At 37.3% G+C, this 16406-nt stretch carries 12 protein-coding genes; 4 read left to right on the top strand and 8 right to left on the bottom strand.

Going from position 1 to position 16406, the window contains the following annotated elements:
* Nucleotides 1-6: 6 nt before the first annotated feature.
* From Q4489_RS04835 to Q4489_RS04825, 3 genes are read right to left on the bottom strand one after another with little or no spacing between them, the layout of a single operon-like run.
* Nucleotides 7-1170 (bottom strand): ABC transporter permease, encoded by a 1164-nt coding sequence (locus tag Q4489_RS04835; RefSeq protein ID WP_303477773.1) that lies wholly within the window; start codon nucleotides 1168-1170, stop codon nucleotides 7-9.
* Nucleotides 1167-1913, bottom strand: coding sequence for an ATP-binding cassette domain-containing protein (locus Q4489_RS04830; RefSeq protein WP_303477772.1), 747 nt, complete (start codon nucleotides 1911-1913; stop codon nucleotides 1167-1169). Before Q4489_RS04830 ends, Q4489_RS04835 begins: the two co-directional genes overlap by 4 nt.
* Before the next feature lie 9 nt (nucleotides 1914-1922).
* Nucleotides 1923-3365: an alpha/beta hydrolase gene (locus Q4489_RS04825; RefSeq protein WP_303477771.1), complete on the bottom strand. Its 1443-nt coding sequence runs from the start codon at nucleotides 3363-3365 to the stop codon at nucleotides 1923-1925.
* 1209 nt (nucleotides 3366-4574) lie between these two features.
* Here Q4489_RS04825 and Q4489_RS04820 point away from each other — a divergent pair.
* Nucleotides 4575-4793, top strand: a complete 219-nt coding sequence (locus tag Q4489_RS04820) for an EF-hand domain-containing protein (RefSeq protein WP_074500331.1) — start codon at nucleotides 4575-4577, stop codon at nucleotides 4791-4793.
* A gap of 129 nt (nucleotides 4794-4922) precedes the next feature.
* Here Q4489_RS04820 and Q4489_RS04815 read toward each other — a convergent pair whose 3' ends face one another.
* Together Q4489_RS04815 and Q4489_RS04810 are read right to left on the bottom strand one after the other, a co-directional pair.
* Complete coding sequence (locus tag Q4489_RS04815) at nucleotides 4923-5093, bottom strand: universal stress protein (RefSeq protein ID WP_303477770.1); 171 nt, start codon at nucleotides 5091-5093, stop codon at nucleotides 4923-4925.
* A gap of 140 nt (nucleotides 5094-5233) precedes the next feature.
* A complete protein-coding gene (locus Q4489_RS04810) occupies nucleotides 5234-7144 on the bottom strand; it encodes a GGDEF domain-containing protein (RefSeq protein WP_303477769.1) in 1911 nt (636 codons plus the stop codon).
* Nucleotides 7145-7361: 217 nt separating this feature from the next.
* On the opposite strand from Q4489_RS04810, the gene Q4489_RS04805 reads away from it, so the two are divergent.
* On the top strand, nucleotides 7362-8669 hold the full coding sequence (locus Q4489_RS04805) for a GGDEF domain-containing protein (protein WP_303477768.1): 1308 nt from the start codon (nucleotides 7362-7364) through the stop codon (nucleotides 8667-8669).
* A gap of 357 nt (nucleotides 8670-9026) precedes the next feature.
* Here Q4489_RS04805 and Q4489_RS04800 read toward each other — a convergent pair whose 3' ends face one another.
* From Q4489_RS04800 to nagX, 3 genes are all read right to left on the bottom strand, one after another.
* Nucleotides 9027-12191, bottom strand: coding sequence for an efflux RND transporter permease subunit (locus tag Q4489_RS04800; RefSeq protein ID WP_303477767.1), 3165 nt, complete (start codon nucleotides 12189-12191; stop codon nucleotides 9027-9029).
* Nucleotides 12192-12194: 3 nt separating this feature from the next.
* Nucleotides 12195-13388: an efflux RND transporter periplasmic adaptor subunit gene (locus Q4489_RS04795; RefSeq protein ID WP_303477766.1), complete on the bottom strand. Its 1194-nt coding sequence runs from the start codon at nucleotides 13386-13388 to the stop codon at nucleotides 12195-12197.
* A gap of 265 nt (nucleotides 13389-13653) precedes the next feature.
* Nucleotides 13654-14796, bottom strand: a complete 1143-nt coding sequence (gene nagX / locus Q4489_RS04790; RefSeq protein WP_303477765.1) for a transmembrane glucosamine N-acetyltransferase NagX — start codon at nucleotides 14794-14796, stop codon at nucleotides 13654-13656.
* A gap of 245 nt (nucleotides 14797-15041) precedes the next feature.
* Between nagX and Q4489_RS04785 the strand changes: the two genes are divergently transcribed.
* Entirely contained in the window at nucleotides 15042-15494 is a 453-nt protein-coding gene (locus Q4489_RS04785) for a TerB family tellurite resistance protein (protein ID WP_303477764.1), read from the top strand.
* A gap of 56 nt (nucleotides 15495-15550) precedes the next feature.
* The gene (locus tag Q4489_RS04780; RefSeq protein ID WP_303477763.1) at nucleotides 15551-16381 is read left to right on the top strand and encodes a S1 RNA-binding domain-containing protein; all 831 of its coding nucleotides are present in this window, start codon (nucleotides 15551-15553) and stop codon (nucleotides 16379-16381) included.
* Nucleotides 16382-16406: the final 25 nt, after the last annotated feature.

The following is a 16406-nucleotide window of genomic DNA, read 5'->3' as shown; positions in this document are numbered from 1 at the left end:
TATCATTTAACTTAAAGACATAATTACTTTTTCGGACTTCAAGCGTTTCGACATTCCTACCACTAATGCAGCAGTCAAGGCGAGTGTTGCAGCAGTGCTAACCAAAAGCGCACTCCAATCCACAGGTAAACCTTTAAACAAATCTTCCATTAATATAGATTGTGCTGAAATTGGTGCCCATTCAACCCATGCCGGTTTGTTATCCATCATCATCATCGCTAACGGAACCATAGCAGGAACCATAATTAGCATTGCTACAGTTGATTGTGCTTCTTTAAAAGATTTTGCTTGGAATGCAAAAAACAACTGTAATGATGATGCCAAGAAACATAATGGGATCAGCAGCATAAGTAACGCTATGAATGTTGAAACATCTAAGCTGAAAGTTGCTCCGATTTTTGCTAAATCAACAAAGCTTACTGATACCGTGGTTAAGCTCAACATTAAGGTCACAGAAATTGTGGCGATTAAGCTTGAACAAATCAATTTAGCTAACACTATTTTATATGTTTTAACAGGTTGACATAATAATAGTTCTAGCACGTTTCGCTCACGCTCACCGGCACTTGAATCGACAGAAATTGATTGACCAGAAACAAATGCGCCCATCATTAGATATAAACCTAACATTAAAGTAATAATCACCGCATTACTTGTTGGTGCTGATGTATCTTGCTCTTGTAAATTAATCGGTCGCAATAGCTTTACGTCTATACCACGGACTAATAAACGTTTATAGCCGATGCTTAATGAATGTTGGCGAACCTCATCCTTAATGCGACGTATAGGTGCATTCAACGACTTTTCGCTATAATCAGCTCGTAGAGTTAAATCTATTGGGTGACCTTCACGTAAGTTGTTAGCAAAGTTATCAGGAATGATCAATTCAACATTATATTCATCCCACTGACGTTTTTTATCTTCAGGTACTTCTGCAAAAGGGAGAATATTATTGTCGGTAAACGATTTCATTAATTTTGGTGCATATTCAGCCCCTGTGATTTTCACATAAATTGGTGGGTTATCAACAGCTTCATTGATGGCAAACTTTGAAAAAACCATAATAAATACAGGCATAAGTAAACCCATACTTAGTGCTACCATTAAGGCACGTTTGTCACGAAAAGCTTCTTTTAATTCTTTTATTAATAACGCTTTAAACTGGATCATGCTGCTACCCCTTCGTCTGAGCCGATTAATTTTACAAAGGCTTCTTCTAATAACGTTTCACCTGCTAAATCACATAGCTCTTGAGGTGTACCTTGAGCAGCTAATTTGCCATTCGCCACAATAACCACACGATCACATAGCGCTGCAACTTCTTGCATCACATGAGATGAAAATAAAATACAATGGCCTTTTTCTTTAAACTTATTAAGGTAAGTGCGTAACACACGCGTACTCATTACATCTAGGCCACGAGTGGGCTCATCTAATACAAAGTTTTGCGGCTGATGCACTAGTGCCTGTGCAAGGGTTACTTTCATCCGCTGGCCTTGAGAAAAACCCGCCGACTTACGATGCGCCAGCTCTTGCATATCAAGATCTGTTAGAATTTTCTCTATCGCCTGTTTTTTTTGCTCACCGTGCATACCATGTAAACTCGCGAAGTAATCAATTTGTTCATAAGCGGTTAAACGTTCATACAAACCAAATTTATCAGGGAATATGCCAAGCTTAGCTCTTGCTTGTAATGGGTTTTCCGTCACAGCTACTCCATCAATTTTTGCGTAGCCCTGATCTGCAGCAAGCAAACCATACAATGTACGTAAACACGTTGTTTTACCTGCGCCATTCGGACCTAAAATCCCCGTGATTTCACCATCATTTGCCTGAAATGATAAACCATCTAATGCGGTAACAGACTGCTTCTTAGACTTAAAAGTTTTATGTAGTTCATGTACTTCAATCATAATATTTCCTTATACTCCGCCGTTTAGGCTGGTCATAAATGATTCTGCTGGAATATCTGTAAGACAAGAGTCATCGAGATCATTTGGGTTTTGGGTGGTTAAGAATTCACTGATCATTCCCATTGCACAAGGTTGAACCCCTGGTGTATGTGAGCTGTTAGGCATAATAATGTGTTTACTGTTTGGCAAGGTTCTATCTGAATATTCAGCGTTACTTGGCGGTGTAACAGGATCTAAGTCACCTGATATAATCAGCGTGGGGATATCCGCATCTACCGGCAAAGTAAAATCTGTTGAGACCTGATAAGTAGGCCAAACTGGACACGCGAGTTTTAAACCATACTGACTAATACTCCCATTAAACGTATTACTCGCATCATCTTGCCACATCGCATCAGTAACTCTTGGTACATCTTCATTACAAAGAATGTTGAATGTTAAACCAAGGAACATCCCTTCGCCAACATCACCTGCGGCTGTAAGACCAGCTAAAGGTGCATAATTTCCTAATGACGCTTGATGAATAATTAATGGTACCAGTGAGCGCAAGTCAACAGAATAAAGTTGTGAGAAAATAGTTGAAACAAATTTTTGCTCATCAACTTTCATTGACATTGGCGTACCTAACCTTGGATGAGGTAGCGAAACAGTAATTGGTTTTTTAGCAAGCTCTGCTTTCACTTGTTCAAATTCTTGCGCTAGATTCGGATAGGCATTTTGGCAACTTTCTTCAGCGCGACAATTTTCAAGTAACATATTAAACGATCGCTCTGCACTTTTACCAAAGAGCCCAATAGGTACTTCAATTGGCCCAACACTGTCTAAAATAACAGAGGTTAAAGAATCAGGGAACATACGCATATAAACTAGGCCTGCACGAGTACCATAAGAACCACCGTATATCGCTATCTTTTCGTGGCCCAATGCGGCACGAACAGCGTCAAAATCTCGGATGGCATTCTCAGAGTTATATTGCGATAAATCGCCTTCTAATTGCGTTAAACATTGCTTTATTTCTTCTACAGAAAAATCAGATGGTAAATTGGTGTATGGATCAAGCTGCTCTGCATTTTCACATTGAAGTGGATTTGATTCCCCCGTACCACGTTGATCAACTAAGATTAAATCGCGGGTTTTTCTAACTTCATTAAATGCTTTATATAATCCGCCAGCTAAACTCACTGCTGCTTGACCGGGCCCCCCTGCCAAAAACATTAATGGCTCATTTTTTTGACTATTATCAATGGCAGGCAGTACCGCAAAATTAATTGAGATGGTATCACCTGTTTTATTAGTATAATTTTCAGGTACTTCAAGTTTGCCACATTGCACCAATTGAGTAATTCCCTCAAGATGGCAATCGTTTAGTGATAATTTTTCATCGCTGGCTTTCGATAGGCTAGATATTGTTACTAAGCCCATCACCGCAATACTTTTCCAAGGTACTGTCATTTTGTTATTCCTTCTAAAAACTTAGGCAGTTAGTCTTAGCTATAATTGTTTTATTACAAAAAATGTAAGAAATTTATAGCAGAGCGTGAAATACTTTAATAAGGAAACACTAACCAATTGAAAAACAAACGAAATACACTCAAAGAAACCGATTAAGCATAACAAGCACTTGCATAATTGAACAGCTAACATCTCAGCTTAAATTTATGCTTTTGCCCCGTGAAAGCTTGAATATTTTTCTAGCCGTGAGCGCAATTTTTTATTTTGCAACCACATTTTATGCGACATTATTCAAACTGTTGCAGCAAATAAACAGGTAAAAGCGTTGAGGATGTCGTTAATACAACTCAATTTTGGGAATTATGATATCAATGCTGAAAAACTAAAATAAGATATCAATGAATATGATGGATACTGGCGTTAAAGCAGCTGTCATTAAATACGTCACTTACGACTTACAAAATAAACATTATATGAAACTAAGTGCGTTATCACAGACCTATTGTTTATCTAAGAAATTCTGAAACTCTCCACTCAAGAAAATGATTTAATCATCTCTCCTTTACATAAAGCCATTATTGCAAACTATGATACTTTTTTATCATATCACTCTTGAACAAACACCTGTCAATAATCACTTATGGTGGGCCTTAATAGAACGAGTATCGGAATAAAAGTAACCTTTGTGGTTATTCAATACCTATGAGTTTTTCATCAGTTCACAATTAAACCACTTTCAGGTCGTGAAACAATGTACTCCATAGATCTCTAAAAAAAAGCCGCACGAAGACTGCGGCTTGGTAAAAGTAAGCACTAAGAAAGCAATAGGGGAGCTTTCTTAGCGCTTAAACCTCAGAGATCAACTGTATAACAATTACTTATAAGCTAGACTACAAATAAATATATTGTATACAGTATACTCACTATAAATAACTTAATTTATTTGTACAAGCATTATTCAAAATTAATTTTAGTGACTATCAATACAAGAAATAAGCAAACAGGTTGTTTATCAATACTCAGTTCCGTTTCTCTTATTTGTTAACTGGTTGATGAGTTTAATTTCATAGTGTTTGTATTGGGTTTTAATAAATTGTGCACTATTCAAACATTTGCTATTTAAAGCTATGAAAAATTAAAATAAACATTCACATCGGCTCCAATTAGCGATAAAGTCTAGTTAGATGTAATTGAATTTAAGGACACCTGATGGATTTAAATCAGTGGGTAGACGAATTATTTGAAGTCTTTGATGAAGACAAAGATGGTGAGATCAGCAGAAGTGAATTTGTTGAATTAATTGACGTACTTTTACAAGATAAAGGTATTAGAATGTGTGAAAGTATTTTTAAGCGGTTTGACACAAATCATGATAATTCAATTTCCAAAGAAGAACTAAAGGAAATGGTCATTGATCTAGCACTTTGATCTATCTCTCTATGAGGGAGTTTGTATCACTTAACAGCATGATTTACGCACCACAATGATAACCCCATACTTTATCATTGTGTCTGTTTTATTCAGGCTTAATCGCTAATACATGGATTTTTAAAATACTCAAAATACTGCGATGTTTCCAATTAACTTCCCTTTTAATCTTGTTCGACCCACAGTACCAATAACCACAATTCCTGCATTAGTTTCGGTAGCAACATCAATAATCACTTGATCTGTACTACCGGCTCTTACGATATAGTTAGCAACTGATACATTATATTGTTCAGCCAATGCTACAATGTTCTCTTTCGTTGCTTTGATTAGTCTCGTTAAACGTCAAAAACAGGGATAGTTAGTAAATCCATTATTGTTTTTCTATTTGTTAAATATGAAGATTTAATTAAGCTATACAATATACATCAAGCGGACTTCTATATTTCATTACTACTGCCATCTTTAACGCTGTTTTTACCTGATTGTTTAGCCTGGTAAAGCGCTTTATCCGCATTTGCATATAATGTTTTCGCATTTACCTCAGATTTAGTTGAAGTACAAACACCGAAACTAGCTGTAATATTAAGGCCTTGATCTTTTTCACTATTAAAAATGAAACCAGCAACATTTTGTCGGATCCTTTCCGCCACATTCACACCTTGTTCATTATCTGTGCGTGGCAAAATACACATAAACTCTTCGCCACCAATCCGAGCAACAATATCCCCTGGGCGAGAGCTTTCACGTGCTATTTGAGCAACTTCAATCAATACTTGATCGCCCACTGGGTGGCCATATACATCATTGACAGCTTTGAAATCATCAATATCAAACAGTATGATCGTAAAAGCACCTTTATCAACCTTTGTTTTCGCCAATAAAACCTCTAACGATTCAAAGCAAAAGCGTCGATTGTAGAGTCCGGTTAATGCATCTACTCTTGTTAATGCTGTTATTCTACGGTTATTCTTGAATTGGTATGTTAAAACGACTGTTACAATAGTCAGTAATGTGATTAAGAACACGATAAAATAACTTTGCTGTAGCGCTTTTTGCTCCCTATTTTTATTTGCTAACGTCGATGCCTTTTGTCGCTGTTTAGACAAAGCTTCTTCAACTTCTTGCCGCTCTAGTTCGAGAGACGCTCTAATATTATTGACTCTGCTGGTAGAGTTATTGATTAATACTTGGCTATATGCTTGATAATAAGATGTTATCAGTTGATAGGCTTGCTTATAATCTTCGCGAGCAAAGGCCAAATGTCCGCGAATTTTCTGATTTTCAAGTTGCCATGCTGTATTTGTTAATTCAGGCATTGTTGCAAAAATAGCTTCGGAAGATTCTATTGCTGTTTCAGCTTTTTCAAGCTCTCTTCTTTGGATATGACAACTCGCTTTACGCTTATAAAGTTCTGCATCATAATCTTCAAGTCCATTTAAATTAAGTGCTTGTTCAATATAGCTAAGTGCCTGCTGACAATCCCCCTTTTCAGCATAGCTCATACCTAATCCATAAGCAGAAAAATAGGAAAGATGCTCGTTAGGCGTATAATTAACTTTCTTTTGGTAACGTTTAAAAAGCGAAATCGCTTGGTCATATTTTTTCCAATATCTAAACGTCGTAGCCAAGCCATATATCGCTTCAGCGACATGTGCTTGATACCCTAACAGTTCATAGGTATCTAAAGCCTTTTGATAATATTCAATGGATTTTTGATATTGACTCATATAACCATAAATTGCGCCATAAGTTTCATTAATTGTCGCAATCAAGAAATGATCTTCCATCGCAAAAGCTTCAACAAAAGCCTCTTGTAAGTCTTTCAGAGAAGTATCGTATAAGTCTGCTAAACTGTAGGTATACGCAAGTTCTTGCTTAGCTCTTATATATACCTGATTTAACTCAATACCTTTAGCCAAGGTCATTCCACGGTTAAATAAGCTTCTTGCTTGTTTATAGTTGCCTTTCCGCTGCTCGGTTAAGCCAGAAAAATAATAAAAATACGCTTTAATTGCATGATCAGTTTGGTCAGATAACAGAGGTGTTAATATCGTTAACGTTTGTTCAAATTTTTCATAAAAATACAGTAAGTTCTCTGACTGTGCTTTACGGATTAACCACCATTGGTAACGCTTTTCTTCAACTTCAGAGGGTTGGTGTTGTAGCAGGGTTTGATAGGCTGACCATGGGTCACGATATATATCTTCATCCATTAACACGTAATCATTATTTGTATCACGCTGATCGACACTAACTTCCATTTTTGCGACAACAACACGTGTAAAAATAGCGAGCAATAAACATAGTAAAATAGAGCTTGGAATACGAATGCGATATTTATCTTTCAACCAGAACACCCTCTCATGATTGTTAACGCCACCTAATTAGCTACTGTACCTATAATCATACGTGAGTATAGTGAATTAATATAGGTACAAATAAATCAAACAAAAAAACAAAAACAGCTGTTTAAACATGCAATATATGCGTAAACTTAAAACAGTAAATTATGGACTTTTACGTCAATTTCTATAAGGATGTATTAATTTATAGCTAGAAAATTTAATGATGCAGACTGAAAAATTCGACAACATAGTTATACTTGCTCTAATCTCCTTAACCTTTGTTGTTATTGGTTTACATAGCTTTTCATTAAATAAAACATTCACGCTAGATACAAAATCTCCGTATCGAACCTTTGCCATCAGTGATACCGCAAACGGCGGTAAATCCAAGGCCAGTTTACACACTAAAGGTAATAAATATTTACTCGACTGCCATATCATTGAATCTGATTATGCTTGGCCCTTCTGCGAAATCACTTTTTCTATTGGCGTTGATGCTCACAATATGCCGTCACAACCAATTGACTTATCAAGTTATAGCACCGCACATGTTTATGCCAAATATATTGGCGAAAATAAAGCGAGCTTTCGCTTTCAAGTTCGTTCTTATAATCAGAACTATTCACTCCCCAACGATGACAGCACTTGGAAATATAATGGTATTGAGTATTGGCCAAGAAAGAACCAATACCCCGTTGATATTCCATTGAACGCCATGCAAGTAGCCACCTGGTGGTTATGGGAAAAAGAAATCCCGATTGAGTATGCAGGTCCAGAGTTTGACCAAGTTCTCGTTGTAGAGGTTGCCACAGGCAATAGTATTTCCCCTGGTCATTACCAAATAGAAATCGATAAAGTTGAGTTTACCGGTAAGGTATTTACTAATAAGCAAGTGTTTACTTTCATTATTGCTATGTGGGTTTTCACGGCAATAATTGGCCTAATTATGAATTTATACCGTTCTAAAGCTAAATTAAAAAATGCCGAGCAACGTGCTTTTGAACTAAAACAACTGAATAGATTATTGAACGTGGAATCTCAAGAATTAAAAGATTTAGCTGAAAGAGATCCATTAACCGGCGCACTAAACCGCAAAGGTATTGAACACATTTTTACCAATGAAATAAAAGTTATGTCATTGATGTTTATCGATATAGACCATTTTAAACCACTAAATGATCGCTACGGACACAATATTGGTGACATTATTTTAAAAGACTTTGTAAAACTTATTAGTGAAAACTGTCGAACATCTGACTTCCTGGCTCGATGGGGCGGCGAAGAATTTTTGTTAATTTGTCCGAACACTAAAGTACTGGAAGCCAATGAACTGGCAGAAGATTTACGACAGCTCATTGCCGAACATAATTTTGTTCAAAACATTAAACTTACCGCGAGTTTTGGCCTAGCTCAAAAAGAAAATGAAACAATTGCAGAGCTTATAGAAAGAGCTGATGTTGCGCTGTATACCGCAAAAGCACAGGGAAGAAATAAGGTGATTGTCTCGAATAACGTCGATTTATTGTAGGGCTTTATAGGCCGTAGATATTTTCCAGCAGCGGTTTTTCACACGCAATGTTATTACTTAAACAGTAAAGCTCTCAAAAAATACACGGTGAAGGTTATTGGGAATTATCTTGATTATTAACACTTCGATTAATAGCGTTTCTACAGGTTTTAAACACGCTATAACCCTGAACTATGCCACCAACACTATTCAACGTCATTAATGAAAATCGTGTTTTTATAACACAGCTATTGTTCAGCTTTTGGCGATACGAACACATTATTAAAAACCCGTTTGAACGAGAAAAGGCAGAAAGCAAAAAGCCGGCTTAACGCCGACTTTATCTTTACTTATTACGAATTAGTACCGTATTTATCGTTAAGTATTTTTTACCGCTTCTACTGAAAGCTTTGAATTAATATCTTTCGAGTCTACTGCTTTTTTACGACGTACTAAGCGCTTCAAATCTTCAAAAACCACATATAACGTCGGTATCAATATTAGTGTTACTACCGTAGCGAACAATACACCAAAGGATAGAGACACTGCCATCGGTATAACAATTTGAGCTTGCATACTCGTTTCAAAGAATACAATCGGAACTAAGCCAATAAACGTAGTGATAGATGTCAGCATAATGGCTCTAAAACGTTTTGTACCGGCATGAACCACCGCTTGTTTCAGTGGAATTCCTTGTCTACGTGAATTATTGACATAATCAACCATTACCAGAGAATCATTAACAACTACACCTGCAGCGGCAATGATACCAAATAAAGATAATGCGTTAAGGTCCATGCCTAACATCAAATGACCAAAGGTTGAACCGATTACACCAAACGGTATAACAATCATAATCATAATGGGTTGAGAATAAGACTTTAAAGGGATAGCCAATAACGAATACACCACTAACATTGAAATAACAAACCCTTTCAGTTGATCGATAAAGCTATCCATTTCCTCTTGGATACGCCCTGTTAACTCAGAGTTGAGCTGTGGGTATTTACGCTTTAACTGGGGAATAAAGTTTTCTCGAATATCGTTCGCAACTTTAAATGGTTCGACTTGATCAGCATCAACACTCGCCCACACGTTTATTGTACGATTTCCATTTTCACGTCGTATACTGGTCACCCCTTGCTTAACGGAAATATCTGCTAATTCTGACAAAGGTAATTCAGCACCATTTGATGCTTGAATCATCACATCTTCCACTTGTCCCACAGAATTACGCTCTGCTAATGGATAACGAATCATCACTTTAATTTCTTCAGTGTCACGTAAAATACGTTGTGCTTCTAAGCCATAGAAACTATAACTCACTTGTGAAGCAATATCTTGCAGGCTTAACCCCATACTATGAGCTAATGGCTTTAAGGTAAACTGAACCTCTTTCGCACTCGTTTGACGACTATCATTCACATCGCCTACACCTTTTAATGAATTAAGCTTCGCTTTCAATTCTTCTGCTGCGGCGAGCAACTGTTCATCACTTTGGCTTTCTAAACGGAAGCTGATGTCACCATCTTCACGACCACTGCCAAATAAATTATCATCAATGGCAAAAGATTTAACGCCAGGCATCGTTGGTATTGCTGCGCGCCATAATTCTGCTAGTTCGAAAGTGTCCATCGCACGTAATTCAGGCTCAACCAGTTTCACTGTAATTTCACCGCGAGTTCGTCCGTTTAGTCGAACATTCATATCAGCAATCATCGCGTTGCCATGCTCTGATAAAATTTTATTATCAACAGTTGTCAGAATATCTTCTATACGTAGTAACGTGTTTAATGTTGCTTTTTCTGAAGAGTCAACATTCATTTCGACAGATATACGCGGGAAGTCATGTGGAATTTTTGGTTGACCAACAAAGCGTACAAAACCACCTGAAAACAATCCTGCACTTAATAAAATAACAGCAAAGAATACGGCTAATACAGCATACCTATACCCTAAAAACTTTTCTAATGATGGACGATATACGTTCTCAATAAATGTAGATAATTTGGTATCAATCCAACGACGAGCCCTATCCATCGGATTCTTAGCGTTAAATTTCTTCACTTTCATATTGGCTAAATGCGCCGGTAAAATCAGCTTAGATTCCACCAATGAAAATAATAAACAAAAGATAACCACGAAACCTATAGACTTATTGAACGCTGAGGCAGGTCCATCTCCCAAAACAAAAGGCACAAATACCGCTATTGTTGTGAGCACACCGAAAGTAGCTGGCATGGCTACACGTTTAACACCGCGTATAACATTTTCCGTGGTATGACCTTTTTCTTCCATTTCAGTATGGGCACTTTCTCCCATGACAATAGCATCATCAACAACGATCCCCAGCACTAAAATAAAGGCAAATAAACTGGTGATGTTAATCGTTACATTGACAAACTCCATCGGCATAACAAGGATAGTTCCTAAGAAACACACTGGTAAACCCATCATTACCCAGAAGGCTAAACGCATTCTTAAAAACAATGCCAACATCAAGAAAACTAAGATAGCGCCACTGAACATGTTTTCTAACATCATGTCCAAACGGCCTTGTAAGTAATACGTTAAATCAACCCAAGGCTCTAACTTTACACCAGCAGGTAATTGCTCTTGCTTTTGATCAATGTATTTATGAATAACTTTTGCGACATTAGTAATACTTTGGTTATCAGCGGCGCCAATAAAAAAGGTCGCTGAATTCATGCCATTAAATTTAGAGTATTGAATGCCTTCTTGAAAACCATCATTGATCGTTGCGATATCACCAAGCATTACTTTGGTGCCGTCGGATAAGGTTAAAACAGGAATACGCTCAAATTCATGACCGCGATATGCTTGATTTTCAACACGTAAATTAATGTAACCATTTTCAGCACGAATTTGACCCGCTGACATATTACGCGACTGGCCCCTAACTGCACGTGCAACATCATTGAAGCTTAAGCCATACTCTCTTAACTTATCTTTACTAACTCCTATCGAAATTTCATAGCCTAACCCACCATAAAATTCAGAAATATTGACACTAGGTAGTTGTTGTATTTCATCATGAATACTACGTCCTAATTCTTTTAATTCAGCGCTTGATAAATCACCATACAGCGCGATATAAAGTACTTCTTGACGAAACTTTATACGTTCAACTGTAGGGCGCTCCATGCCATCAGGAAAGCTAGGTATCGAATCAATCGCTGACTTAACTTCTTCTAATACGACTTGAGGATCGTAACTTTCATCAACACGAAAATAGCCACGTGAAAAGTTACGGTTTGAATAGGTGATAACACGTTCTAGTCCTTGAACTGTTTCTAACGCTTCTTCAATTTTTATTGTGATCCCTTCTTCCACTTCTTGTGGTGCTGCACCAGGATAGGGAGCACTAAACTCTATCCAGTTGATTTTAACTTGAGGGAACATTTGTTTATTGATAGTTAATGTTGTTAATAATCCACCAATAATGATGAATGCCATTAACAAATTAGCGGCTACGCTATTACGCGTAAACCAAGCGATTAAGCCTTTATTAGTATCATCCATAATCTAATCCTTAACGCTTGCGATTTGCGCGTCTTCGTTAACATCAGCTTCTGGTAGATCAACATCCTCACCCGCTAAAGACAATTTCATACCATCAATAGGGTAATCTAATGCAGAAATGATCATACGATCACCTGTTTTTAAGCCATTAGCAACAATCACATTGGCGCCGTCTTGACTAACAATTTCAATATCAACAAATTTTAATGTTGAATCTTTGTTTAACAACGCTACGCGATCTTTGTTGACTAAATGCCTTGGCACTGATGTTGCCATCGCTAACTCTTTGCCTAAAACTTTAGCATTTACATAAGAACCAAAACGAAGCGGAATGACGTCTGATGTAGTTTTTAAGCCATAAGGGTCTACAACTTCAGCAACTAAATAGCTCATTCTACTGGTGTCATCAATGACCCCTTCACTTCGTGCTATATTTGCCTGCCATACTTGTTTTTGGCCCGAAAAGTCACCTTCTAAATTCACTGTTGCTGCTTCACCTTGATTAACTAAAAACTGCAGTTGATTATCCGCAACAGGTAGTCTTATTTCAGCCGTTTCAGTACCTAGCATTTTGCCAATATTACTGCCCGTAGCAACAAATGCCCCAAGGCCAATATGGCGAGACTCAATCATGGCATCAAACGGTGCTTTTAAGTAGGTGCGTTCAAGATTTCTTTCTGCACGCAAAACACTTGCTTTTGCTGCTTTGACCCTTGCTTTTTCCTGAGCTAATTGCGGCTTACGAAGACTAAGCGCTGTGGGTGAAGCATTTTGAATGCGTTTCCACTCTTCTTCTGCAACCTTGCCACGTGCCACTTCTTCTTGTAATGAAGCGGTTGCTGAAGCCAAAGTAGCTTGCGCATCGATTAACGCTGCTTGATAATCACTGGGGTCAATACGTGCGAGTATTTGCCCTTTCGTTACAAAGCCTCCGCGAACAAACTTTTCAGAAAGTTCAACGATTTGACCGCTAACTTGTGCCACTAATTCAATTTCATATTTTGGTGTTACCACACCGTATGACTCTACCGTTAATGTTAAAGGAGCCACAGAAATTTCTTCTACCGCAACAATAGGTGTATTATCAACTTTAGGTTTTTCCTCTGGTGGCTTTTTCATACTTGATAAAGCGAAAAAGATCACTGCCCCAACTAGTAAGATGACAATCGGAAGTATTATTTGTTTTTTTCGAGTCACCGCGATTTCCTCATGAATGATGTTAGACGTAGCTTTTATGTCAATGTCATTATGATAACGAATTACACAAAAGTACGATTATAAAAGTTGTAAATGCTTGTTACAAAGATCGCGCCGTTTCTACTAATAGAGAGTCAAAATCACAGAAATAAATATTTAATCATATAAAAACAATAAGTTAACAATAAGTCTCAGTCTGATTTTTATCTAATAAAAAAGAGCGTTTAAAACGCTCTTTTTTCAATGTGGTGAATTTAACTAAATATTAAACTTTTATAAAAATTTTTCGACAATATAACCAGTAGAGTATCAACCATTGTATAAGCAGCATGCCGCCAAACAAGATCACATCTTGCCAACCAGCAGGAGCAACCTTGATCAAACCACCAAAAAGGCTTGTGCTGGTGTACTTCCAATTAATTAAACTCGATGCTAGATAGACAATGATCGAATTTGTGCCTATGACCGCAAAGAACTTAGCCCATGTTGTTAAGCCAATCACATCAATGAGTAAATAAAATAAGGTGAGTAATAAAATGCTATAGCCAGTAGTTACTAACACAAACGAACTTGTCCATAAGGTTTTATTGATTGGAAAGACTATATCCCATAGATAACCTAAGGCAATACAACCACAGCCAATCAGCAATAGTGTGATTATAAGCTTTTTAGATTGCTGAATATTGTTAATCATAAAGCGGCCAACAAACACCCCAATCAATGCATTTACAATAGAGGTAACATTTGACAATAACCCTTCTGGATCTAATGGTAAATTACGATATGTTGTTCCCGGTAGTAAATGCTGGTCAAACCAAACATTGATTGCTCCTTCTGCAGTGAAATTACCACCGCCATAGCCGCCTAAGGTTACGAACTCTAGAAGCAACCAATAACCGATAAGAATGCCACCAGCAACAAACCACTGAGTTTTTTCACTGACATACCAAACCAGTAACGCTGCAACAAACCATGAAATGCCAATACGACCTAATACACTTGCAAAGCGAACGTCGTCAATATTTACCGGTAAGCCTCGACCCCAAGCATGGTTGTATATCACACCAAATAATAATAATAACGCTAAACGTTTGATCCCGTGATGTAAGGTTGCTTTGGCTTTTTCAGGCGGGTAAGTAGATAATGGTTTTGCCGCGATACCTAAACTAACCCCTGATAAAAAGATGAACAATGGAAAAATAAGATCATAAGCAGTGAAGCCGTGCCAAGTAGAATGCTCCATTTGCTTTGCCCAAAAGTGAAAGAAAGACCAACCAGTGATCACAAAAAAGGCCAAAAACAGCTTTTCACCGCCCAAAATCCAAAACATGTCAAAGCCACGTAATGCATCTATCGATAATAACCGTTTTTTCTTGGGTGGCTGCACCCCTGCTACTTGTTGTGTCATATTATTCCTATTTTTCGAACCCAAAAAAGACAACGCTGTCATTTTAATTAGGCTCATTGTAAAACAGCTACTTAAAAGTTAAAACAAAAATTCAATATGCAAACAAGGTTGTTTAACACCGAAAGTAAAAAACACATGTATAGGGATCACAGACCTTAATCCACAAATAATTAATTACACTCTAAACTTGTTATCATTAGGAATACTCTTAACATAGGAAGGGAATTAAAAAGAGGACCAATAGTATGTTTGACAAAATCTCTGCTTTTTTAACATCAATACAACAAGGTGACGATTCTGCGATTGAAGAATCCATCACAATAGAGCTTGCATGTACTGTATTGCTTTGTGAAGTGATCAGAGCTGATGGTTTAATGAACCAACAAGAACAAACGCAATTATCCAAATTAGTAAGAGAGAAGTTTTCACTTGATGAATCCTCGGCAGATTCGTTAATTAATCAAGCGATTGAATTATGTGAACACGCCAATGACTTCCATCGATTCACGTCTATTGTTAATCATCATTATCAACCAGAAGATAAAATAAAGATAATTGCATTACTCTGGCAATTAGCAAACGCAGATGATCATATTGATGCCATTGAAGAACATACCATTAGACGTATTGCAGATTTATTGCATTTACGCCATAGCGAATATATTTCTGCAAAATCTACGGTGATTTCCAAGCCTTAAGGTGAGGAGTCAGGTATACTAACCAATGTTTTTTCAATCGTCGCTTGCAGGTATTTATGGCTTCACTTGGTCAATTTAATCAATTAACAATTTTAGAAAAGTCAGATAAAGGGCTAGTGCTTGATGGGCAAGCCTTCGGCCAGCTTTTCTTACCCAATAAACAAGTACCCACTTTACAAGATGAACAATCTACGGTTGAGGTATTTTTATATCGCGATGCAAGTGAGCAAATAACAGCAACAACCAGCAAACCTTTTGTTCAAGCTGAACAGTTTGCATATTTACGGGTGAAACAAACCAATAAATTAGGCGCATTTTTAGATTGGGGGCTACCTAAAGATTTACTAGTGCCGTTCAATTTACAATATCGTAAAATGGAACAGGGAAAGTCCTATTTAGTGTATGTTTTTGTTGATGAAACAACTGGTAGATTAGTAGCTTCAAGCAAATTAGATAAGTTTTTAGATATCTGGCCAGCAGACTATCAACAATGGCAAGAGGTTGACATTGTTATAGGTGGTAAAACTGATTTAGGTTTTAAGGCCATAATCAACCACAAACATTGGGGATTGCTATATCAAAATGAAATTTTTAAACCTTTGAGAGTTGGTCAAAAGCTAAAAGCCTTTATCAAAAACGTGCGTGAAGATGGCCGATTAGACCTCAGCTTATCGCGTGCTGGCAAAAGTAAAGTGGTCGATTTTAACACACAGTTATTAAATTACCTTAAGCAACATGATGGCTATTGTCATATACATGACAAAAGTACGCCTGCAGAAATTTCAAAAACGTTTGGAGTCAGTAAAAAAACCTATAAAGCTGCCGTTGGAAATTTATTAAAGCAGGGAAAAGTCACCCTCTCTGAAAGTGGCATTCACCTCGTTTAGCAAGGTAAGCCGCTCTACTTAGAGG

Origin of the sequence: Thalassotalea sp. 1_MG-2023 (assembly GCF_030546745.1) — a bacterium.
Taxonomy (GTDB): domain Bacteria; phylum Pseudomonadota; class Gammaproteobacteria; order Enterobacterales; family Alteromonadaceae; genus Thalassotalea_C.
This window is presented reverse-complemented; position numbering and strand designations above follow the sequence as displayed.